This is a genomic window from Maribacter flavus, assembly GCF_008386635.1.
GTDB classification, from domain to species: domain Bacteria; phylum Bacteroidota; class Bacteroidia; order Flavobacteriales; family Flavobacteriaceae; genus Maribacter; species Maribacter flavus.
The window spans coordinates 923,138-944,581 of the sequence record NZ_VUOE01000002.1; the positions used below are offsets into that span (position 1 = coordinate 923,138).

Annotated in this window: 23 protein-coding genes and 1 tRNA gene; 16 read left to right on the top strand and 8 right to left on the bottom strand. The window is 41.0% G+C overall.

Translation table 11 applies throughout. The features are described 5' to 3' along the window. Positions 1-18: 18 nt before the first annotated feature. Together F0361_RS14400 and F0361_RS14405 are read right to left on the bottom strand one after the other, a co-directional pair. Positions 19-861, bottom strand: a complete 843-nt coding sequence (locus F0361_RS14400; protein WP_154919574.1) for a DUF2911 domain-containing protein — start codon at positions 859-861, stop codon at positions 19-21. A gap of 89 nt (positions 862-950) precedes the next feature. Beyond that, positions 951-2,135: a T9SS C-terminal target domain-containing protein gene (locus F0361_RS14405; RefSeq protein ID WP_154919576.1), complete on the bottom strand. Its 1,185-nt coding sequence runs from the start codon at positions 2,133-2,135 to the stop codon at positions 951-953. Positions 2,136-2,337: 202 nt separating this feature from the next. On the opposite strand from F0361_RS14405, the gene F0361_RS14410 reads away from it, so the two are divergent. From F0361_RS14410 to F0361_RS14420, 3 genes are all read left to right on the top strand, one after another. After that, positions 2,338-2,835: an SRPBCC family protein gene (locus tag F0361_RS14410; protein ID WP_154919578.1), complete on the top strand. Its 498-nt coding sequence runs from the start codon at positions 2,338-2,340 to the stop codon at positions 2,833-2,835. 183 nt (positions 2,836-3,018) lie between these two features. Continuing rightward, positions 3,019-3,705, top strand: coding sequence for an SDR family NAD(P)-dependent oxidoreductase (locus tag F0361_RS14415; protein WP_154919580.1), 687 nt, complete (start codon positions 3,019-3,021; stop codon positions 3,703-3,705). Next, positions 3,706-5,022 (top strand): cryptochrome/photolyase family protein, encoded by a 1,317-nt coding sequence (locus F0361_RS14420; RefSeq protein WP_138258066.1) that lies wholly within the window; start codon positions 3,706-3,708, stop codon positions 5,020-5,022. It abuts the gene before it with no gap. On the opposite strand, the gene F0361_RS14425 is transcribed toward F0361_RS14420, so the two are convergent. Beyond that, the gene (locus F0361_RS14425; RefSeq protein WP_154919582.1) at positions 5,023-6,081 is read right to left on the bottom strand and encodes a DUF6340 family protein; all 1,059 of its coding nucleotides are present in this window, start codon (positions 6,079-6,081) and stop codon (positions 5,023-5,025) included. Between the two features lie 258 nt (positions 6,082-6,339). Here F0361_RS14425 and F0361_RS14430 point away from each other — a divergent pair, with 258 nt between their 5' ends. From F0361_RS14430 to F0361_RS14450, 5 genes are read left to right on the top strand one after another with little or no spacing between them, the layout of a single operon-like run. Then, a complete protein-coding gene (locus F0361_RS14430) occupies positions 6,340-7,767 on the top strand; it encodes an amidohydrolase (protein WP_154919584.1) in 1,428 nt (475 codons plus the stop codon). An 18-nt stretch (positions 7,768-7,785) separates the two neighbouring features. Continuing rightward, positions 7,786-7,950: a Lacal_2735 family protein gene (locus tag F0361_RS14435; RefSeq protein WP_154919586.1), complete on the top strand. Its 165-nt coding sequence runs from the start codon at positions 7,786-7,788 to the stop codon at positions 7,948-7,950. A gap of 19 nt (positions 7,951-7,969) precedes the next feature. Beyond that, positions 7,970-8,416 (top strand): VOC family protein, encoded by a 447-nt coding sequence (locus F0361_RS14440; RefSeq protein ID WP_154920294.1) that lies wholly within the window; start codon positions 7,970-7,972, stop codon positions 8,414-8,416. A 41-nt stretch (positions 8,417-8,457) separates the two neighbouring features. After that, positions 8,458-8,862 (top strand): GNAT family N-acetyltransferase, encoded by a 405-nt coding sequence (locus F0361_RS14445; protein ID WP_154919588.1) that lies wholly within the window; start codon positions 8,458-8,460, stop codon positions 8,860-8,862. A 54-nt stretch (positions 8,863-8,916) separates the two neighbouring features. Further along, the gene (locus F0361_RS14450; protein WP_154919591.1) at positions 8,917-9,918 is read left to right on the top strand and encodes a pirin family protein; all 1,002 of its coding nucleotides are present in this window, start codon (positions 8,917-8,919) and stop codon (positions 9,916-9,918) included. 10 nt (positions 9,919-9,928) lie between these two features. Here F0361_RS14450 and murA read toward each other — a convergent pair whose 3' ends face one another. The 3 genes from murA to F0361_RS14465 form a co-directional block, all read right to left on the bottom strand. Beyond that, on the bottom strand, positions 9,929-11,236 hold the full coding sequence (murA, locus tag F0361_RS14455; protein WP_138258059.1) for a UDP-N-acetylglucosamine 1-carboxyvinyltransferase: 1,308 nt from the start codon (positions 11,234-11,236) through the stop codon (positions 9,929-9,931). 15 nt (positions 11,237-11,251) lie between these two features. After that, positions 11,252-11,902: a DUF4290 domain-containing protein gene (locus F0361_RS14460; protein WP_138258058.1), complete on the bottom strand. Its 651-nt coding sequence runs from the start codon at positions 11,900-11,902 to the stop codon at positions 11,252-11,254. A 194-nt stretch (positions 11,903-12,096) separates the two neighbouring features. Then, complete coding sequence (locus tag F0361_RS14465) at positions 12,097-12,384, bottom strand: DUF493 family protein (RefSeq protein ID WP_154919593.1); 288 nt, start codon at positions 12,382-12,384, stop codon at positions 12,097-12,099. An 87-nt stretch (positions 12,385-12,471) separates the two neighbouring features. On the opposite strand from F0361_RS14465, the gene F0361_RS14470 reads away from it, so the two are divergent. From F0361_RS14470 to F0361_RS14490, 5 genes are all read left to right on the top strand, one after another. Beyond that, positions 12,472-13,032 (top strand): RNase adapter RapZ, encoded by a 561-nt coding sequence (locus tag F0361_RS14470; protein WP_154919595.1) that lies wholly within the window; start codon positions 12,472-12,474, stop codon positions 13,030-13,032. Further along, a complete protein-coding gene (locus tag F0361_RS14475; protein WP_154919597.1) occupies positions 13,033-14,928 on the top strand; it encodes a RecQ family ATP-dependent DNA helicase in 1,896 nt (631 codons plus the stop codon). Further along, positions 14,928-15,875, top strand: coding sequence for a methionyl-tRNA formyltransferase (gene fmt / locus F0361_RS14480; RefSeq protein ID WP_154919599.1), 948 nt, complete (start codon positions 14,928-14,930; stop codon positions 15,873-15,875). The genes F0361_RS14475 and fmt overlap by 1 nt, the downstream gene beginning before the upstream one ends. A 176-nt stretch (positions 15,876-16,051) precedes the next feature. Next, on the top strand, positions 16,052-16,324 hold the full coding sequence (locus F0361_RS14485) for an HU family DNA-binding protein (RefSeq protein ID WP_138258053.1): 273 nt from the start codon (positions 16,052-16,054) through the stop codon (positions 16,322-16,324). 111 nt (positions 16,325-16,435) lie between these two features. Next, positions 16,436-16,996, top strand: coding sequence for a YqgE/AlgH family protein (locus F0361_RS14490; RefSeq protein WP_138258052.1), 561 nt, complete (start codon positions 16,436-16,438; stop codon positions 16,994-16,996). A gap of 414 nt (positions 16,997-17,410) precedes the next feature. On the opposite strand, the gene F0361_RS14495 is transcribed toward F0361_RS14490, so the two are convergent. Continuing rightward, complete coding sequence (locus F0361_RS14495) at positions 17,411-18,256, bottom strand: aminotransferase class IV (protein WP_154919601.1); 846 nt, start codon at positions 18,254-18,256, stop codon at positions 17,411-17,413. A gap of 52 nt (positions 18,257-18,308) precedes the next feature. Continuing rightward, positions 18,309-18,692 (bottom strand): START-like domain-containing protein, encoded by a 384-nt coding sequence (locus F0361_RS14500; RefSeq protein ID WP_154919603.1) that lies wholly within the window; start codon positions 18,690-18,692, stop codon positions 18,309-18,311. 133 nt (positions 18,693-18,825) lie between these two features. Between F0361_RS14500 and F0361_RS14505 the strand changes: the two genes are divergently transcribed. From F0361_RS14505 to F0361_RS14515, 3 genes are all read left to right on the top strand, one after another. Next, positions 18,826-18,899, top strand: a tRNA-Met gene (locus tag F0361_RS14505). Between the two features lie 60 nt (positions 18,900-18,959). Beyond that, the gene (locus F0361_RS14510) at positions 18,960-20,369 is read left to right on the top strand and encodes a tyrosine-type recombinase/integrase (protein ID WP_246160904.1); all 1,410 of its coding nucleotides are present in this window, start codon (positions 18,960-18,962) and stop codon (positions 20,367-20,369) included. Beyond that, positions 20,366-21,145 carry a hypothetical protein gene (locus F0361_RS14515; protein ID WP_154919607.1) on the top strand — a complete coding sequence of 260 codons (780 nt, stop codon included), beginning with the start codon at positions 20,366-20,368 and terminating at the stop codon, positions 21,143-21,145. Before F0361_RS14510 ends, F0361_RS14515 begins: the two co-directional genes overlap by 4 nt. Positions 21,146-21,444: the final 299 nt, after the last annotated feature.

Sequence of the window (21,444 nt, forward strand, 5' to 3'; positions counted from 1 at the left end):
ACAAAGACAAAAATATTCTTAGGCTCCCCATTCCTTTAAGGAATCCTCGTTCATTTTTACATAATCGGCATTACCGGCCTCTTTCGCTTTTGCCAATGATTTTTTTGCAGCTTCTATGGCTCCTTTTTTATCCCCGGCCTTCGCCAAGATCAAGGATTGCTGTCTTAATTGCCAATATGCAGGATTCTCCGTCATGTTCATGGCGGTATCCATCCATTCCTTGGCCTTATTTATGTCCTTGCCCTCACTTAAATAATAAACCGCAGCAGCATAGTAATCCCCAGCTCCTGGTCCGGACATGATTCTATCAATATTTTTCATTACGGTAGCATCGGTTGGAACCTCTATAGGAACGCCTACATAGACCTGCTCCCACATAATACCCAAATTGGCACCTGTTGTAGTAAGGTCATCTATGGTGATGGTAAAAGTTTCAATGGGCATTTCAATAGGATACACAGGTACGGTCGCCGTGGCAACAATTTTGCTCTCTTCCCAATTACTGGGTACGCCACCTCCATTGGTATCCGTGTAGAAAAACACTTCCCACTCCTTTTGACCTGGCTTTGTAAAGATGGAATAGGTTCCCGCTTTTACCTCGCTACCTGCAATGGTTACGTCCGTATCAAACGAAATTGTTGTGTAGGCATTGGCACCCGTTCTCCACAATTTGCCATAAGGTACCAAATCGCCAAAAACTTTTCTTCCACGCATGGAAGGCCTGGAATAATCCACCACTACCTCCGTCAATCCAACCATTTGAACCAATTTGGAAGCGGGACTTGGGGCCGGAGTATTGATTTGGGCCTCAAGGGATAATGATGCCACAATGGCCAATAAAAAGAGTATTACTTTGTTCATAGTTAATTGATTTATTTAGTTTTAACAAAACTAGGTATAAACCAAAATCCCATTTGTTAAGAAAGTATTAAATAAGGGGGATAGAAGTGCTAGTAAATGGCAAAAGGTACGGAAAGGGTACCCGTATTTAGATAGGCTGCAAAATAGAAAATCCCGGGTCCGTTAATTGTGTTGGATATTGAACCCGATGTATCTACTTCATTCCCCGAGTTCCAAACGAGCCTCCCGCCTGCATCAAAAATGGCACTTCCAAAAACCGTATTGGAGGTTTGAATTTCATAAACGAACGAACCCATATTTAGATCCTTATATATAAGTATCGTTTCGTCCTCGTCACTTTCTATGGGTTCTTCGGGGGTTTCAGGTTCTTCGGGGGTTTCCGGTTCCTCAGGGGTTTCCGGTTCTTCGGGAACTTCGGAATCGACAAATGTAATTTTAAACAGTCTTGCGGCACTGGTGATGGAAGGTGTTTGTCGTGAAAAAAATTCAGAAGTAAAGAGGAATTGGTTGGCACTTATTTGGGCGATACCTTCGGTTTGTACAAAGGACAGTCCTAAATCGTAGCTGCTAAAACTTCCATTGAAGATGTTCGTACCGATGGAATTCTCGAATTTGATTAAAAACGGCATTAGAATGGTTGAATATCCCAGTAAATACAATTCGGTTCTTGCACTATCATAAACGGCGTCCGTTACCAAGCCCACCTCGTTTAATGAACCGATGTTCGTAGCGACATGGCTACCGATGGTCTTTGGAATGGAATATGCGACAGATCCCAGACTTTGCCATTGCTTCGTAAAGACAACCAACGCATCATCCAAAGCGATGAAAGCTTCCGCATCCCAATCGGAACTTCCGTTATTGGTAAAATCCGTTTGGTCCTCATAGGTGAATTCGATTCTTTCGGCCTGTACCTGGTCGGACACTAGATAGTCCGACTTCGCAATTCGGTAAATCACCAAATCCGTTCTCGTTCCAACATTGTTCCCAAAATCCCCGATATAAATATAATTGGCATCCTGTGTCAAAGCCTCCCAGTCCGTATTTTGGGCATTGGTAATTGTTATGCGTCTGGTTATGGCCAAGGAAGTGGTATCCATCTCATACAGAATTGGCTCGTTCCCAGAATCGTTATGGGTTATCAATCGGTCATTTAAAAAAAGTAGTCCGGATGATTCGTTGATTTCGGCATTCAAACCGCCAACTTCAGAAATCGTTTGTTGCGCCGTAAGCACGGACGTAAATAATACCAACAAAACTGTAAAATATTTCATGGGAAAACTCACATTGCAAAGGGAAAATACAAAATCCTTTTGGTAAGCAGCTTGCGTCCTCGTATTTAAACTATCAAAGATTCAGATTCATCGGTGAAAATTCATATCCTCTTGCATAGATAAATGCTAAGACTTTATATTTTGTTTAACTTAAATCAATATTTGTTAAACAAAAATTAGGTATATTTGTTAAAAGGATTGTATGAAACTTTATCAGCTTAAGTCAAAACAATATTTGCCCATAAGTCAATCAGAGGCTTGGCAGTTTCTATCGAATCCTGCGAACCTAAAGGTAATTACACCAGAACATATGGGTTTTGATATTCTGGATGGTGCTGATAGGAAAATGTTTCCCGGCCAAATTATCCAGTATATCGTGAAACCTTTTCCAGGGTACTCCACCAAGTGGGTAACGGAGATAACCCATGTGCAGGCCGGAAGCTATTTTGTGGACGAGCAACGTTTTGGACCCTACAAATTGTGGCATCACAAACACTTCATCAGCGAAATACCCGGTGGTGTTTTAATGGAAGATATCATTGATTATAAATTGCCCTTTGGGATTTTGGGCCGGATGTCGCACCCATTTCTGGTAAAAAAGCAATTAAAGCAAATATTTATGCATCGAGAGCAAAAATTGACCTCACTTTTTGGTAGTATGCTAGATAAACAAAACACCGTTGAATTTAAATCTATATAAATGAAACCCATATCAAGGGATTTGTTATAGTGAATTACATAACTCTAGAAAAGGAAATGTTTAAGAATCAAGTTATTGACCTAATTTTAAACATATGAAATGAGCCATAACAAGTCTTGATACATAACGAGATGGTTATTGGCAAATTACACCTGACCTACGAAAAACAATAAAAATAAACAGATGAAAACAATATTATTGATAGGTGGATCTCATGGAATTGGTTTGGATGTAGTAGACCAATTAAAGGAAACTCATAATCTTTTGGTAGCATCTAGAACGGAACTCCCGGAATCCCATAAAAATATTAACCATATTCAGTTCGATGCCACGGAAGATGTATTAAATATGGACGATATTCCCAATTTGGATGGTTTTGTGTATTGCCCTGGAAGTATCAACCTGAAACCTTTTAAGATGATAAGTTTGGAAACCTTTGAAAACGATATGGAAATCAATTTCTTTGGTTTGATTCGGGTTGTAAAGGACATTATACCCAAGATGAAGGATGATTCAAGCATGGTATTTTTCAGTACGGTAGCTGTCTCCAATGGAATGCCTTTCCACACCAGCGTTGCGGCGGCAAAAGGTGCCATAGAAGGCTTTGCCAAATCCTTGGCCGCTGAATATGCGCCAAAAGTAAGGGTGAACGTCGTGGCACCTTCATTGATAGATACTCCTCTGGCCAGCAGACTGCTCAACAACGACAAAAAAAGGGAATCCATGGGGGAAAGACATCCATTGAAAAGAGTTGGAAAACCAGAAGACATAGGGAATATAGTTTCCTTTCTCCTAAGCGATAAAAGCTCTTGGATGACGGGACAGGTCATTGGAGTTGATGGAGGAATCTCTACCCTAAACCTTAGTTAAATGTCCAAAAAGAACGTCACTATTTTTTGGTTCCGAAGGGATTTACGGCTGGATGATAATGTAGGCTTTTTGGCTGCATTGAAGTCGGACCACAAAGTACTGCCCATTTTCATTTTCGATACCCATATTCTTTCCAAACTGCCCGAAGACGATGCTAGGGTAACCTTCATTTTTGAAACCTTGCAGAAAATGAGGAAAGAACTACAAGATGACTGGAACAGCTCATTGGCCATATATTCCGGAACGCCAAAATCGATTTTCGAGGAATTGATAGAGATGTACAATATTGGAAGCGTGTACACGAATAGGGACTATGAGCCGTATGCGAGGGACCGTGATGGGGAAATCGAGGAGCTTTTGGCGAGCCAGGATATAGCCTTCAAGACCTTTAAGGACCAAGTTATTTTTGAGACCTCCGAAGTTATGAAGGACGATGGCGATCCTTACGTGGTGTATACGCCCTATAAGAACAAATGGAAGGAAACCTTTGACAAGGATAAACATCTGCAAATCCATTATACGAATAGTTATTTGGATAATCTAATCGAAAACACGAGGCTTCCCAACCTTACGTTGAGCGATTTAGGGTTTAAAAAATCGGACATAGAGGTGCCGGATTTTACTGTCACCCCTACCCTAATCAATAATTACGAGGATACCCGAAACTATCCGGCAAAAGAAAATGGTACTTCTAGATTAGGACCGCATTTAAGGTTTGGAACGGCATCAATACGGAAAATGATGAAAAAGGCCATCAACGAGGATAATGAGGTTTTTTGGAGCGAATTGATTTGGCGCGAATTTTTTATGCAAATCCTTTGGCATTTTCCTCATACCAAAGACAAGGCCTTTAAACCAAAATATGACCGAATCGAATGGCGCAACAAGGAGGAAGAATTCGAGAAATGGAAAAAGGGACAAACGGGTTATGCCCTTGTAGATGCCGGAATGCGTGAACTAAATTCGACCGGCTATATGCATAATCGGGTGCGAATGCTCGTCGCTAGTTTCCTGTGCAAACATTTATTGATCGATTGGCGCTGGGGAGAGGCCTATTTTGCCGAAAAGCTCTTGGATTATGACATGAGTGCCAACGTAGGCAACTGGCAGTGGGCGGCCGGTAGCGGTGTTGACGCGGCCCCGTATTTTAGGATATTCAATCCAATGACCCAAGTGGATAAATTCGACAAGCAAAAAGAGTATATCAACAAATGGGTACCGGAATTACAGGAACTGAATTATCCAGATAAAATGGTAGATCATAAAATGGCCAGGGAGCGCTGCTTGGAAACCTATAAAGAGGCACTTAACAATTGATTATCTTGAAAGCTGCTCAAATGTGGCTTCCAACTCCTGTTGTTCCGCCAATCTTCTTCTCAGGATATTGACATATTGCAGGGCCAGTCTAGTATCATAATCGGAATACGCAGCGGATGCAAACTCCAAGGCCCTTTCCAAATCACCATTGATTTCATTGATGATGGCCATATTGTAATGGGCCCTTCCGGCAATTTTGGATTTTCTGTTATCAAGTTCCGTAGCCCATAAATCGGCCGCTCCATCCCAATTGCCAGTTCTGGCCCTTCGCATCGCGATTTTAAAATTGTTGGTGCCGCGTACAAAATAATCCCGTGCTACTCGCACGTTAATAGGCCTTGTCAAGAGCGCGTAATCCATGCCAATGGTGTTACTTATTTGCAAAACGCCTTCCTTTCTTCCCGCTATGGCTTCAAACGCCTTTGCCGGATTGACGCCCTCTCCCACCGATGTAAGGAAGTCATTAAAAATATATTCGTCCAAAATTGTTTTTGTAACGGGATCGTAAACCCTCCAGCCATTTTCAATTAATGTATTTAAGGTTAACCTATGACCTGGAATCCCTATGTTAATACCTACGTTGTTAGGTACACTTACGTTGGTTAGTTCATAACTGGGCGTTGTATCCGTATCATAAAACTCCAAGGAAAATAAAATGTCCACCTCGTTCTCCTGACAAATTTGCGCTACAAAATCCGTAGGCAAGGCAGCTGGAAAAACACCCAAACCTTTGCGCGATCCATCAACATCTTCGATTATCCTGACCACTTCAAATCTGCTGTCCCTCTTCAATGCATCCAGTAGCCCCTGAATGGCATATTCTGCGCCTTCTTTGTCCAAATCCTTTCCTTCAAGGGACAAGACCTTATCCAGTTTATCCAGTTTATTGTTTTCTTCCGATGGAATACTCCTGTTGAGGATACCAATCTTGGTCACATGGGCCGGAATGGCAATCCTTGGAGCCTGCGTCACTCCCATGGTCAATCTATTGGTAGAACTACAGGAAACGTTCATTAGAATGATTCCGGCAATTAGGAATATGTTTAAAATGTTCTTCATGCTATCGGATTTAAGGATATAATTGGTTGATTTATAACGAAAAACTTTACTGTTAAGTATTTCAGGAAGTATGTAAAAAACGCCAAGAACTTAGAAGTCTTGGATTATCTGTTCTAAGAACATAAAAATTTGAACAAGCCTATGGTGTAGGCGCTTCCTTCAGACCTTTTAAAACCTTATATTTACGCTACAATGAAATCATTCTTTCAATTTATATTTAGAAACACTAAATAATCCATACCAAGTAAACCGATAAAAATGAAAAAATTCCTAGTACTAGCATGCTGCTTCGGTCTGATTAACGTTGTTCAGGGCCAAAAAATGAGCAAGGACAAAAAAGCGGTCATTGCTTCCGTTGAAAATCATAAGGAGCAACTTATCAAAATCAGCGACTCCATTTGGGCGTTGGCAGAAACAGCCTTTGAGGAGACGGAATCTTCCCGAATCCTTGCTGACTATGCCGAAAAAAATGGACTGACTGTAACCCGGGGCGTTGCCAATATCCCCACTGCCTTTACGGCCACATACGGTTCCGGCAAACCGGTTATTAGTATTTTGGGTGAATTTGATGCCCTACCCGGAATCTCGCAAAAGGCGAGCCCGGAAAAATCGCCTTTAAAAGAAGGAGCGGCGGGCCACGGTTGCGGCCACAATATGTTCGGCACGGCAAGTTTAGGGGCCGCCATTGCCATAAAGGAATTAATGGAAGCTGGAAAAATACAGGGGACCGTCAAGTTTTTGGGCACACCAGCAGAAGAAAAGTATTTTGCCAAAGTGTGGATGGTTGAGGCCGGACTTTGGGACGATGTGGACGTTAATGTAAGCTGGCATCCTTCCGCAGGTATTGAGGCCGATGTTCAAACAGGACTTTCCCTAATCGATTTCATCGTTGAGTTCTATGGACAGACTGCGCATGCATCCGCAGATCCCTGGAACGGTAAAAGTGCCTCCGATGCCCTAGAGCTGTATACCACCGGTATCAACTACTACAGGGAGCATATTTTGCCCACTTCACGTATTCACTATCACATACAGGATGGCGGACAGGTGGTAAATGTGGTTCCGGATTATGCGAAGCTTTGGGTAAGGGTTCGCGACCCAAAGAGGTCCAAAATGTTGCCTACCTATGAACGCGTAAAGGCCATGGCGGAAGGTGCTGCCATCATGGCGGATGTAGATTATAAAATTTCATTGGTCTCAGGTATTTATGAAACCTTGGTCAACAGGACGGGTGGAGAAATCATGCAGTCCAATCTGGAGCTATTGGGCCCTATCACCTATACGGAAGAAGAGGAAGCTTTTGGAAGGGCCATCCAAAAAGCGACGGGAAAACCCGAAGTTGGAATGGACAGTAAGGTGTACCCGCTTAAGGAAACGGAAGAGAATCCCGGTGGCGGTTCCACAGATGTGGGCGACGTAAGTTGGAATGTACCCAACATTAATTTGGGAGTTACCGTAGCGCCAAAAGATACGCCCTGGCATTCTTGGGCCGTTGTGGCGTGCGGCGGTATGTCCATTGGCCATAAAGGAATGGTGCATGCGGCCAAAGCGATGGGTATGACCATGTTGGACCTTTTTGAAAACCCAAAAATGGTGGAGGCCGTGAAGGAAGAGTTCAAGACCAGAAAAGGAAATGAGGTGTACGAGCCCATGATCGATGGGCCACCACCTATTGGAAAAAATTAAGAAAAAAATAAGATTGCTATGTTCGGATTATTTAAAAGAAAAACAGAAAAGGAAAAATTGACTGCAGAATATCAAAAGCTCATGAAAGAGGCTTTTGAACTATCGACCATTAACAGAAAAGCAAGTGATGAAAAATATGCAAAAGCGGACGAAATCCAGAAAAAACTGGATGCCTTGGAATGAAGTTAAAAGACCAACATTGATGGTTCTTTGTTTCTTTTTTCTTCAATATTCGCTAAAAGCCCAGGAAGAATCAGAAACGAACTTCGATTTTAAGTACGACCATTATTCGCTCATTGTGAAGGACTTGGAAAAAACGGGGAAATTCTATAAGAACATTCTAAAACTTAAGGAAATTCCCCATCCTTCAGCCACCTCCGGATTTCGTTGGTTCGTAATCCATGGGAACTCGCAATTGCATTTGATCGGAAAGGACAGCGTACCTATGAAGCACAACAAAAGTGTCCATCTTTGTTTGGCCACACAGAAACTGGATGAATTTATTGCCCATTTGGAAGAAAAGAACGTTCCATACTCGGACTGGCCAGGTAAACCAAACGCCGTTACCCTGAGGGCCGATGGAGTCCGACAAATTTATGTGCAAGATCCTGAAAATAATTGGGTGGAAATCAATACGGCCGTTCATTAAAAAGTCATGCTCATCTTTTTAATGACCAAAACTGTTTTGGATTGGAAATAAAAAGGATATCGCCCGAACACACTTGGACGATCAGGCATCAGGTTATGTGGCCCAAGCATCCAATCGAATTCGTAAAGCTGGAGAAAGATACCTCCGGAGCGCATTACGGAATTTTCGTTGAAGATAAATTGGTGAGCTGTATTTCCCTTTTTATAGCGGATGATTCGGCCCAATTTAGAAAGCTTGCAACATTACATGGATACCAAAAAAAAGGATATGCTTCGGCGCTTATCGACCATATAATCGCCATTTGTCTTCTAAAAAAGGTACAAAAAATTTGGTGCAATGCCCGACTGGACAAAACCGACTTCTATGAAAATTTTGGACTGATAAAAACAAAAAATAGCTTTTCAAAGGAAGGAGTATCCTACCTAGTGATGGAGCGAATTTTGTGAAGATAATCTGGTAGCGTAATTTTACGTAGCTATCTTGAACTAAAAATCCTTTTAATGAGCAATACAATAATACGAAAGTTTCCTCTCGGTTTTCAATGGCAGACCCAGGACCCATTTTTGTTCTGTGTACACCACTTAGATCATTTTCCTGAAGGTACCCCAGATTTAGGTCCGAATCCAGAATTACTGAAAGGAAGACCTTTGGGCGGGGATTTTGATCCCCACCAGGACTGGCGTATGTATCATGGTCAAACCATTCCCGGATTCCCCGCACATCCACATGTTGGATTCGAGACGGTAACAGTTGTTAACCAAGGTTTTTGCGATCATTCCGACTCCTTAGGTGCAGCAGGAAGATTTGGCTTGGGCGACACTCAATGGATGACCGCAGGAAGCGGTGTGCAACATTGCGAAATGTTTCCGCTATTACATACCGATAAGGAAAACACCTTGGAACTATTTCAAATTTGGTTGAACCTACCAAAAAAGTCCAAGTTTGCCGATCCCTATTTTAAGATGCTCTGGCATGAGGATATCCCTATAATAATAACGGAAAAAGCTACGGTTACCGTAATTGCCGGGAACTTTAATGATATCACGGCACTTGCACCACCGCCGGATTCTTGGGCATCGGAGCCTGAAAATAAAGTAGCTATTTGGAGTATCGTTATTGAAGCCAACGGAGAAATCCGTCTTCCAAAGGCAGAGAAAGGCATTAACCGAAGTATTTATTTTTATGAAGGGGACGAAATTAGCATCGAGACCGAAACAATCCCCAAAAACTTTGGTATGGATGTGAATCCTGAAGCGGATATCAACCTAAAAGCAGGTTCAAAAGTTGCCAAGCTATTGGTGCTGCAGGGGGCCCCTATCAACGAGCCCGTTGCTCAACAAGGTCCCTTTGTAATGACCACACAGGAAGAACTTCAAAAAGCTTTCTCACAGTTTAGATTGACCCAATTTGGTGGATGGCCATGGCCCTATCCCGATAATGTTCATGATGCCGAAAAAGGTAGGTTCGCGAAATATCCGGATGGAACTGTAATTGAAAAATAGTTATCTCCAATTAAATCCTGTCTATTTTTGCCCCGATAGCTTTCAATCGTACATCGATATTCTCATAGCCCCTATCGATCTGTTCAATATTGTGGATAATAGAGGTACCCTTTGCGGATAAGGCAGCGATCAGTAAGGATACACCAGCACGTATATCTGGTGAGGTCATCGTGGTCGCTTTTAGGGTCGACTTGAAATTATGGCCCATGACGGCAGCACGATGCGGGTCGCAAAGAATTATCTTGGCACCCATATCCAATAGTTTGTCCACAAAGAACAGTCGGCTTTCGAACATTTTTTGGTGAATGATGACTTCCCCTTTCGCCTGAGTGGCTACTACCAAAATAATACTAAGAAGGTCTGGAGTCAACCCGGGCCAAGGCGCATCGGCAATGGTCAATATCGACCCATCAATGTAATTTTGAATTTCATATCCGTTGGTATGTTTCGGAATAAAGATATCATCTCCTCTCCGTTCCAATTGTATCCCCAGTTTTCTGAAAACCGTGGGTATTTGTCCCAAATCGTCCCAACTTACATTTTTTATGGTCAATTCACTTCGAGTCATGGCTGCCAAGCCGATCCAGCTTCCGATCTCGATCATATCGGGCAACATGGTATGTTCCGTTCCCCCCAAGGATTCCACACCATCAATGACCAACAAGTTGGACCCGACTCCCGAAATCTTGGCACCCATCCGAATGAGCATTTTACACAACTGTTGTAAATAAGGCTCGCATGCCGCATTGTATATGGTGGTTTGACCTTTCGCCAATACCGCTGCCATTAGGATGTTGGCGGTGCCGGTAACCGAAGCTTCATCAAGCAACATATAGGTACCTTTCAACTCTTTTGCCTCAACCCCATAGAAATATTCCTCCTTGTTATATCTAAACTTGGCACCGAGCTTTATGAAGCCTTCAAAATGGGTATCCAAACGCCTACGACCTATTTTATCCCCTCCAGGTTTTGGAATATATCCTTTTCCGAACCGGGCCAATAATGGTCCAACCAACATAATGGAACCCCTAAGTCCTCGCCCGTCCTGTTTGAACTGATCGGATTGTAGATAATCTAAATTGATATCATCGGCCTTGAACGTGTAGGAACCCTTTCCTCTTTTCTGAATCTTTACACCAAGATCTTCCAAAAGGGATATCAGTTTGTTCACATCAACGATGTCCGGGATGTTGTTTATTGTAACTTTTTCCGATGTCAAAAGTACGGCACACAGAATTTGCAATGCCTCGTTCTTTGCACCTTGTGGCGTTATTTCACCGGAAAGTGAATGTCCGCCTTCAATCTTAAATGTTCCCATCTAGGAAATGGAAGTTTAGTAGCGTTTTTTACCGCGATTATTGTTTCTATTCTTTTTACCGGAACTTGGCCTTGGGGTTTTGGCAACCTTGTTTTTAAGGAATTGTCCGCTATCGGTAAGATTTTCGCCTTTGGCGGCCAAATCTATTTCACCATTGCTCAGCTCGTACAAATGGTTGAAAATTGCGGTATCGTCCACAACTTCCTTGTTCCAGTTAAGATAGCATTTCTTCATATGATTGGCAATGGCATACTCCAGGCCGGAGCGCTTGTCACCTTTTTCCCATTGTACGGCAACATCGATCATTCGCTTGATGTTGTTCCCGTAAAATCTGTATTTAGGATAGTTCTGGGGATATTCCAAAGGTTCTGGACGCTTTTGTAACATCTCCTTAGAAGTTATTGGGAAAGGTGATTCCACGTCGAGTTTAAAGTCGGACATGATAAATAGCTGATCCCACAATTTGTGCTGAAAATCAGGCACGTCGCGCAAGTGTGGCTGCAAGTTGCCCATAACGCTGATAATGGACTTTGCCACACGGTTACGTTCTGCATCATCTTTTATAGAAACGGCATAGTCCACCATTTTTTGAAAATGCCTACCGTATTCAGGGATGATCAATTGGGGACGCTCTGTATTGTATTCGAGGTTGTTTACTAAATCCAAATTGGAAAATTTATCTTAAAAAATGTTTCGAAGAAGTCTTCTTTTTAACGTCTGCAAAGTAATAAAATTATGGCGGAAATACTATTTTACCACATAATCGGAATTTAACTTATTGAAGTTTGCCCGAAATTCAAAGAATAATCCCTCACACTTGTATCTCCTTAAATACCCCTAGGAATTTGGAACCATTGATTTTAGAGGGAAATCACTCCCTCTATAGCCCCTACTTCCCTATATTTCTCAATGACCTGGTCCGGATTCTTGAGGTTGACGGTAATCGAAATACTGGTGTACTTTCCGTTTTTGGATTTTTTTGATTCGATGACGGCACCCATATTGTCAAAAATCTTGTGTATGCTATTGATTTTTTCCTGATCAGATAAAACAATGAATTTGTACAAGTAATTTGAGGGCCATGTGCTAGTCGCCGATAACTGTTCCCTTAATTTACTATAAAACGCATCAGAATTATTTTCTGCCATTACATTATTTTTTACAAAGATACGGGTAAATGATTAGTTTTTTAAAACCTAGCGTTTGCGTAAATTTACAGGGTAAATCTACAGTATTTGGACTTTAAGAGGATTGTGATAACCGGTGCCCCCGGCACCGGAAAGACTTCGGTAATTAAATCTTTGGAAGATAGAGGATATTACTGCTTTCATGAAATCATTCGTACCATGACCCTGGAGGCCAAAAAATCGCAAAGGTCAGATTCGGTTTTGAGCAACCCTATTGACTTTGTGGACGATTCTTTGGCATTTAACCATACACTTTTAAAAGGTAGATTGGCACAGTTCCAAGAGGCCGGAAACCTAAAAAATGATGTACTTTTTTACGACCGGGGTACCCCCGATGTTTTGGCCTATATGGACTATTTTGGACAAGCATACGATGTGGAGTTCAAGGAGATTTGTAAGCAATATAGATATGACCAAGTGTTCATTCTCCCTCCTTGGGAAGAAATCTATGTACAGGACAATGAGCGATTGGAAAGCTATTCCCAGGCCGTAGACCTCCATATTCATCTGGAAGAGACCTACCGGTCTTTAGGTTACGACATCGAGGAAGTACCATTTGGAACTGTAGCGGAGCGTTTGGATTTTATAGTGAAAAGGATAATCATATAAGTGAGCTTAGATCCACATAAAGTACTCAAAGAATATTGGGGCTACCCAAATTTTAAGGGCTCTCAGGAAGAAATTATTAAAGCGGCCCTCAATGGTAGGGATGTTATGGCATTATTGCCCACAGGTGGCGGGAAGTCGGTTTGCTTTCAAGTTCCCAGCATGGCCACCGAGGGTATCTGTATCGTAATTTCACCTTTAATCTCCTTAATTCAAAACCAGGTTTTGCAATTAAAAAGCATGGGTATAAAAGCCATTGGCATGACCGGCAAGATGCGTTTTGAGGAGATCAATGATCTTCTGGACAATTGTGTCTATGGAGACTACAAATTTCTATACATGTCTCCTGAGCGTTTGGAGCAGGAAATGGTACAGGACCGCATCCGTCAGATGAACGTCAATTTTTTGGTGGTCGATGAGGCCCACTGTATTTCGCAATGGGGCCACGATTTTCGTCCGGCGTACCTACAATGTAAAATCCTAAGGGAGCTTCATCCAGAAGTCCCTATGATGGCCTTGACCGCTACGGCCACACAAAGGGTAGAAGCGGATATTGTTAAGCAATTGGAATTGTTGAATCCACTGATTCAAAAGCAATCGTTCGTACGGGATAATATTTCCTTTAGGGTAGATACCCAAGAAGACAAGCGGTTTCAACTTTTGTATTATTGCAAGCGACTAAAAAGTAGCGGAATAATTTACACACGCTCGAGAAGGGTTACCGAGGATATCAGTAACTATCTTTTACAAAATGGGATTTCGTCGACGTTCTATCACGGGGGAATTCCCGAAAAGGACAAAAGGGACAAATTGGACAAATGGCTCCAGAACGAGATAAAGGTAATGGTAGCCACCAATGCTTTTGGCATGGGTATCGATAAGGCCGATGTTTCCCTTGTCATTCATTATCAAGTTCCGGACTGTATCGAAAATTATTTTCAGGAAGCAGGCAGGGCTGGACGTAATGGGGATAAGGCCGCTGCAATCCTCATCACAAATAAAACCGACCAGGAACTTGCCAAAAAACAATTTTTAGATGTATTGCCCGATGTCTCCACGGTAAAATACATCTATAGAAAACTGAACAACTATTTTCAAATCGCCTTTGGGGAAGGGAGTAACGAAACATTTCGGATACATTTCAATGAATTCTGTGATGCCTATCAGTTAAATACATTGATAACATACAATGTATTGAAGATTCTGGATAGAAACTCCGTCATCGCACTATCTGAATCTTTCAACCGTATGTCCAGTGTACTCTTTATATGCACCAAAGAATCGCTTTTAGGCTATTTAGGTAGAAACGCTTTTTTGGACGACTTTACAAAATTGATTTTGCGAACCTATGGAGGAATTTTTGAAAACCATACGGTCATCAATACCTTTATCCTGGCCAAAAAATTAAGTTACCCCGAAAAGAAAGTGCTGGAATACCTCGAAATTTTGGCGCGGGATGAAATAATCGAATACAATGCTTCCCATAGTGACCTTGAAATTACCTTTTTGGTACCAAGGGAAGATGAGCAGACCATAAATCGATTTGCGAAAACTATCAACGAACAGAACCAATTGAAACAGGCCCAGGTTACGGCCATGCTTAATTATATTGGAACGGACCATATATGCCGAAGTAAGCAATTGCTAACCTATTTTGGGGAAAAGAACCCCGATTCCTGTGGAATCTGCGACGTATGTCTAGGAGCTCCTTCTAAGGGTACTCAACTTCTGGAACTCAAGAACAGAGCGATAGGATTACTGAAAAATCAGGATGCCTCCTCAAGAACATTGCTAACTTTGCTTCATTGCCAACAAGAATTGCTCCTACTGGTATTACAAGAACTTTTGGAAGACGGGATTGTGGAGCTTACCTCCAAAAACGAATATAAAATCATCTAATGCAAGCATTACGAATAGTATTTATGGGAACCCCAGATTTTGCCGTGGGGATTTTGGATGCCATCTTTCAAGGCGGTTACAAAGTAGTAGGTGTGGTTACGGCCCCTGACAGACCTGCTGGAAGGGGAAGAAAACTAAACGAGTCCGCAGTAAAAAAATACGCCCAGGACAAGGGCCTGCCCATTTTACAACCGACCAATCTCAAGAGCGAGGATTTTTTGGGAGAATTAAAGGCATTGAACGCGAACCTTCAAGTGGTCGTCGCCTTTAGAATGTTGCCAAAGGCTGTTTGGCAAATGCCGGAATTTGGCACTTTTAACCTCCATGCCTCCCTGCTGCCCCAATATAGGGGCGCGGCCCCCATCAACTGGGCCATTATCAATGGCGAAACAAAAACGGGGGTCACCACGTTTTTTATCGATGATAAAATAGACACAGGGGCTATCATCCTCCAAAAGGAAACCGAAATTCACAAGGACGAGGACGCTGGTTCCTTACATGACCGTTTGATGGTATTGGGCGCCGATGCCGTTATGGAAACTTTGGAAAGGATTTCACAAGGAAATATGGATGCTATTGTACAGGAAAATCCGGCCGAATTGAAAGTGGCCCATAAAATTCAAAGGGATACATGCAAAATCGACTGGAGCCGTCCCATGGATGAAATTTATAATAAGATTCGGGGATTGAGCCCCTACCCCGCCGCTTGGAGCACCCTAACAAATGATGGGGAACAACTGGATATTAAAATCTACAAGGCCACCAAGGAGAAAACAGACCATTCCTTGGATTTTGGGAGTTTACTGTTCGACAAAAAAGAGCTAAAGGTTGCGGTTAAAAATGGGTTCCTGAAATTATGGGAAGTACAACTACAGGGGAAACGAAAAATGACGGTAGCAGATCTGTTGAACGGCCTTAATCTATCAAAAAATGCCAAAATTGGCTGAAGCCCCGTCATTATTGGGATAGCCGAAGAGGTAAAAAAAGCCTTACTTTATCAACAAACCTCTTGAGTTATCAACAAAACAAGGGATTTGCCCCCATTTTACTTGTGTTGGTCGTAAATCCATATAAATTTGTTATAGGTTTAAAATTATTTAACAACAATTAATTTAATCAGATTATGAACAAAACAGAATTGATCGATGCAATGGCAGCAGACGCGGGCATCACTAAAGCAGCGGCTAAAAAGTCATTGGAGTCTTTCTTAGGAAATGTTGAAGGTGCTCTAAAAAAGGGCAATAGAGTTTCTCTAGTTGGTTTCGGGTCTTGGTCCGTATCTAAAAGAAATGCAAGAGAAGGTAGAAATCCATCTACTGGTAAAACTATCCAAATCGCAGCTAAAAACGTTGTTAAGTTTAAGGCAGGTTCTGACCTAAGCGATGCAGTTAACTAAATAATTGCAAGATTATCATATGAAAAGGCACTTATTAAGTGCCTTTTTTTATTCCCAGTTTGGAAAATTAATGTGAAATGTCTTACTTTAGGATTATTCAGGTGTTTAAATATGGTGCATTTAAAGCCAAACAAGGGTAAGTTGTTAATTGCTGAGCCGTCTCTAACAGGTGATGTTTCCTTCAATAGATCTGTAGTTCTTATTGCGGAGCACAATGAAGAGGGGTCCGTAGGATTTATACTCAATAAACCTTTGGAATATCAAATAAGTGATCTTGTTACCGAAATCTCCAAACCCTTTCAAGTATACAATGGCGGACCCGTTGAGCAGGACAATCTATACTTTATTCATAAAGTACCCCATCTAATCGATAATAGCGTTGAAATTTCGGACGGTATCTATTGGGGCGGTGATTTTGATAAGACCGTAGATCTTATCAATAACCACATTATTTCCGAAGACGATATAAGGTTCTTTCTGGGCTACTCCGGTTGGTCTTCTCTCCAACTGGACAAGGAGCTATCATCCAAGTCTTGGATAGTTGTCAAGAATGAATATCGGAGTCAGATTATACAAAAACCCTCTGGAGCTTTTTGGAAGGAAAAAATGCTGGAACTAGGTGGAGACTATCTATTATGGTCCAATGCACCGGAAAACCCTAGTCTTAATTGAGGGACTCCAATTACAATTAGCAGCTAGCAGTTAGCAGTTAGCAGTTAGCAGTTAGCGAAGATCAACTACCAAAAATTGAATATGGAATTACAGGTACAAAGTAATTAAATGATGTTCTGTAAAAGGTATTCCCCTGATAACTCTAAACATATTTAATATACATGTTGCGGTTACCAAATGAGCAAAAGCTTACTCCCATTACATTTTCCGTGCAGAAGCAGTAAAGTTTATCAATACCTTGGTTTCCTTGAAATTTGTGCGATGAAGGCATCAGGCAAATGAATCAGTAAATCGGCAGCCATTTTTATTTGACATGGTATTGATAACGAAATACTTAAAGGCTAACCTATTTTACTATAAATGACCAGTTATTTCAATAAAAGCTATGATGTACCTGTTTTTGGATAATGCGGATTAAACGGCCAATCGGGCAAGGGCATTCAATCTTCCAACGAGCCTTTTGGCCATCGCCGATGTATACTCCTTTTTGCGATAGTTGGTAACAGGAACGATTCCTTGGATAACATTGGTGATAAAAAGCTCATCTACCTTTTGAAGTTCAAAGGGCGATATACTCTCCTCTACGATTTCCAAAACTTCATCATCCTTCAACATGGTAAGTATTTTTTTTCGAATGATTCCGTCCAAGCACCCATCCTTCAAGGGGGGCGTCTTAACTAAATTTCCAGTTACTACGAAGATATTCCCGTTTATGGCTTCCACGACGGACTTATCTTTATTGAGCAACAAACAATTCTGATAATCGTTTTCCTTTGCATAAATGCCCGCCACTACGTGAATTATTTTATTGTTCGTCTTTAGGTTTGACAACATGTCGGGATTCAAATAAAAATCCTTAAAGAGTTCTACTTCATAAACAGCTTCGTTAAGAACATAGAAAGGTGCATCTAGACTACTTACTTCAATCACATAGGAAATATCATTAGTCTGTGGTGTATATAAACCCCCATCATTCCTGTAAACGGCAAAGCGAATCCTATGGGCAGGTGAGGTTTCATTGGGACTTATGGTCTTGTGAATTTCTTCCTCAAAAAATTCCATGGTAAAATTCATCGGAATTTCCATGCGTAAAATCCGCATAGAGGCCATAAGTCTAAGGTAATGCTCCTCCAAAAAATAAATATGGCCGTTAACTTCCCTTATGGTCTCAAAAAGAGCATCCCCATACTTGAAACCGCGGTTTTGGTGATTAAAAAAACCTTGTTCGTTTCCAACTAATTCCCCATTAAAATTTACCATAAAAAAAGGCCTTTACTTTAAAGGCCCAAAGATACGGTTTCATAAAGAAATTCTATTTTGATCCTAGCACCTGTTTTAAATCAGATACTTGGTTTTCCCATAACATCTTTGCCTCGTCCACTTCGTCCTCTTCGGCAAAATCGGTTATGAATAGCGATACATCCTTGGTAATCTCATCGACAATAATCTTCATCTCAAAATAGGTTCCTTCATCACCTTCGACCCAAGAAAAGCGTACAAATTCATCGGATTTTCTTTTCAGTAATTTTGCTTCTTCCTCTGCACCGTCCCAAATAAAAATATATTTCTCACCCCTTGAATTTACATTATCGGCAAACCATTCGGAAAGGCCGGAGGGTGTTACCAAGTATTGATAAAGTAATTGGGGGGAGGATTGTATAACGTACTCTATTTCAAATTTAATTTTGTCGCTCATTCGATCGTCTTTATGCGCCCAATATATATATTTCTATATGATTAAAAAATAAAAGATGCTTAATATTTTTTAGACTTCATATGTTGATGAACAAAAAATTAAACTCTATATTTGCAGCCGCAAAAATTACCATGGCGAGGTAGCTCAGCTGGTTAGAGCGTCGGATTCATAACCCGGAGGCCGAGGGTTCAAGTCCCTCTCTCGCTACAAGGTGAAAACCTTTATAAATCAACGGTTTGTGTGCTCACAAACCGTTTTTTTATGTCCATGATTTCCCTACTTTTACAAAAGGAATACGAAAAGGCATACGTTTTTCGCATGAAAATCAATTTTTCCGAACCAAAAATCTATACCGGTGGAGTGGATGTTTCCCGGTGGTCTACCCTATCCAGAAAGGAACAAAAGGAGGCATTGGATAAGCGATGGTATGTATATTATTCGTTCAGGAACCCTAAAACAGGTAAGATGGTCCGGCAAGGCCGGATCAAAGGAGGTGCCAATACGTTTAGAACCAAAAAGGAACGTTATCAATTTCTTGCCATTCTTCGAAACAACCTGCACCAGCTGCTTGCAATGGGTTTCAACCCATATGAGGACAATTCTGAACTCATTCAAAAATTAGAAGGAGACCATCCTCAAAAGAAGGAACCATCCAAAGCCAAAAAAAATAAGGTGGATGCCATTAAAGTAAAACCCAGCTCACCCAAAAACCCTCGAACTACCAAACAAAAAACTGCAGATGCAGGAATGGAAATTCATGAAGCTCTAGAATATGGACTAAAGATAAAAAGGGATACACTTGCTGCCAGTGGTTTTGGGAAATACAAGAACCATATCACAAGATTCCAAAAGTGGTTACGCTCTGAGAGACCAGATTTAAAGGGTATTCGGGAAATCGATAAAAAGACTGTCGTAACGTATCTCAATTCTATGCTCGGTACCAGTTCATCCAGAAACCGTAATAACAGCAGAACCAACCTTAGCTCTCTTTTTACCACTTTGGAAAATAATGAAATCATCGAAGAAAATTTCATTAAAAAAATAAATGTTCTCAAAACAAAGCCTAGAAGAAATAAGACCTATACAACGGAACATCTAGAAAAATTGGAAGTTTACATGAAGGAGAATGACCCTCTACTCCTTCTCTTTATTCAATTTATCTCCTATAATATGTTAAGGCCGATCGAAGTCTGCAGATTACGCGTTAAAGATATTGATATGCGGGATAAAAAATTATTCATTCGGGCGAAGAACAAACCCGTAAAAATCAAGATTATCCCCGATATTTTGCTTAGTAAGCTTCCTGACCTCTCAGTAATGCAACCCGACCATTTTCTATTCACACCTTATGGATTTGGTGAACCTTGGGATTTAAAAGAAGTGGATAGAAGGAATTACTTTTCACGGAGATTCAAAAAAATCAAGGATATTTTTAATTTGGGAGATGAATATGGCCTCTACAGCTACAGGCATACGAATATTGGCATGATATATCTTGAAATGTCCAAAACCATGACCCCAATGGAGGTCAAAAGTAAATTGATGCTGATTACCGGACATACAACCCTAACAGCACTGGAAAAATATCTGCATGATATCGATGCGGAATTGCCAAAAGACTATTCCAACTATTTGGACCCTACCTTCTACAATAAGGAAACACCAGGTAAAAAATGAAGTTTTTTGGTAAGTTGAAACATATCGACTTGATATCCCTGGATGAGGAGGAAAAAATAAAACTATACACCAAAAGACGTCTTTTCGCAAAACGTCATGTTTATTCCGTTTCCTTGAAAATAAAGGCCAACAAGTCCAACAACAATTTTAAGGTCGTTTTGGAACCCAAAAGGAATCTTTTTCTTGACTATTATGGATTTCTTAAGGACAACTATATCCGTTCTATTAAAGATGAATGTATGCTTTACCTCCACCCCTTTAACGAAATTACCTTTGGTATGGAAAAAATGGATGTAAAAAGGGTAGCCAGACAGTACTACCTCCATATCGCTGGAACTATAAAAGAGAAAAGTATCAAATGGGTACGGTTCGACCCTACTGCCAAGGGTACCAAAAGAATTGTAAACAGCACCCCATTGGAAGACTGTTACGACAAAAGAACTACCTTGGCAATGAGGGCCATCCAGGAACATCGGGAAGGTATGGAACATTTTCTAATGAGCAAAAAAGAGTATTTTAATTCAAAATTGATAGATACCGTACCAATTATTAACGAACTCATCAAATTTGAGGGAGGGCTTCAATCCATATTAGCGCTAAATGAGGACTTTTCTTTCGAGGAGGACGTTTATTTCAATGTGAATATGGCTAAGGAAATAGAACCTCTGGATTCCGTAAATAGGATGCTAGGTAAAAAATCAAAAAAGGCGACCATGCCTACCGATCAGGAGGCTAAGGAATACCTTATAAACACCCTATTCCGTAAAAGGGATTAAAATGGTTTGTCATTGGTTCACCACCAAACACCAATTACAATAGTTTGAGCTCCCCAGGTGAAAAATCTAAAAAATTGGTTTTCTTCGTTTTATTTAGATTGCCTTATAACCCCTTTTTATTAAAACTTTATTGATAGTAAGATATAAGATTACCATTAATCTTTTGAGGCGGTGAATGGCTCATAGGTTATGTTCATTCGAAAATGCTAGTTTTGATGTTTTTTCGATTATAATACAACAATCATCTAGTTTCTTTGTTTTGTAAGAAATTATATACTAGTATTAAACACCAATCTTGG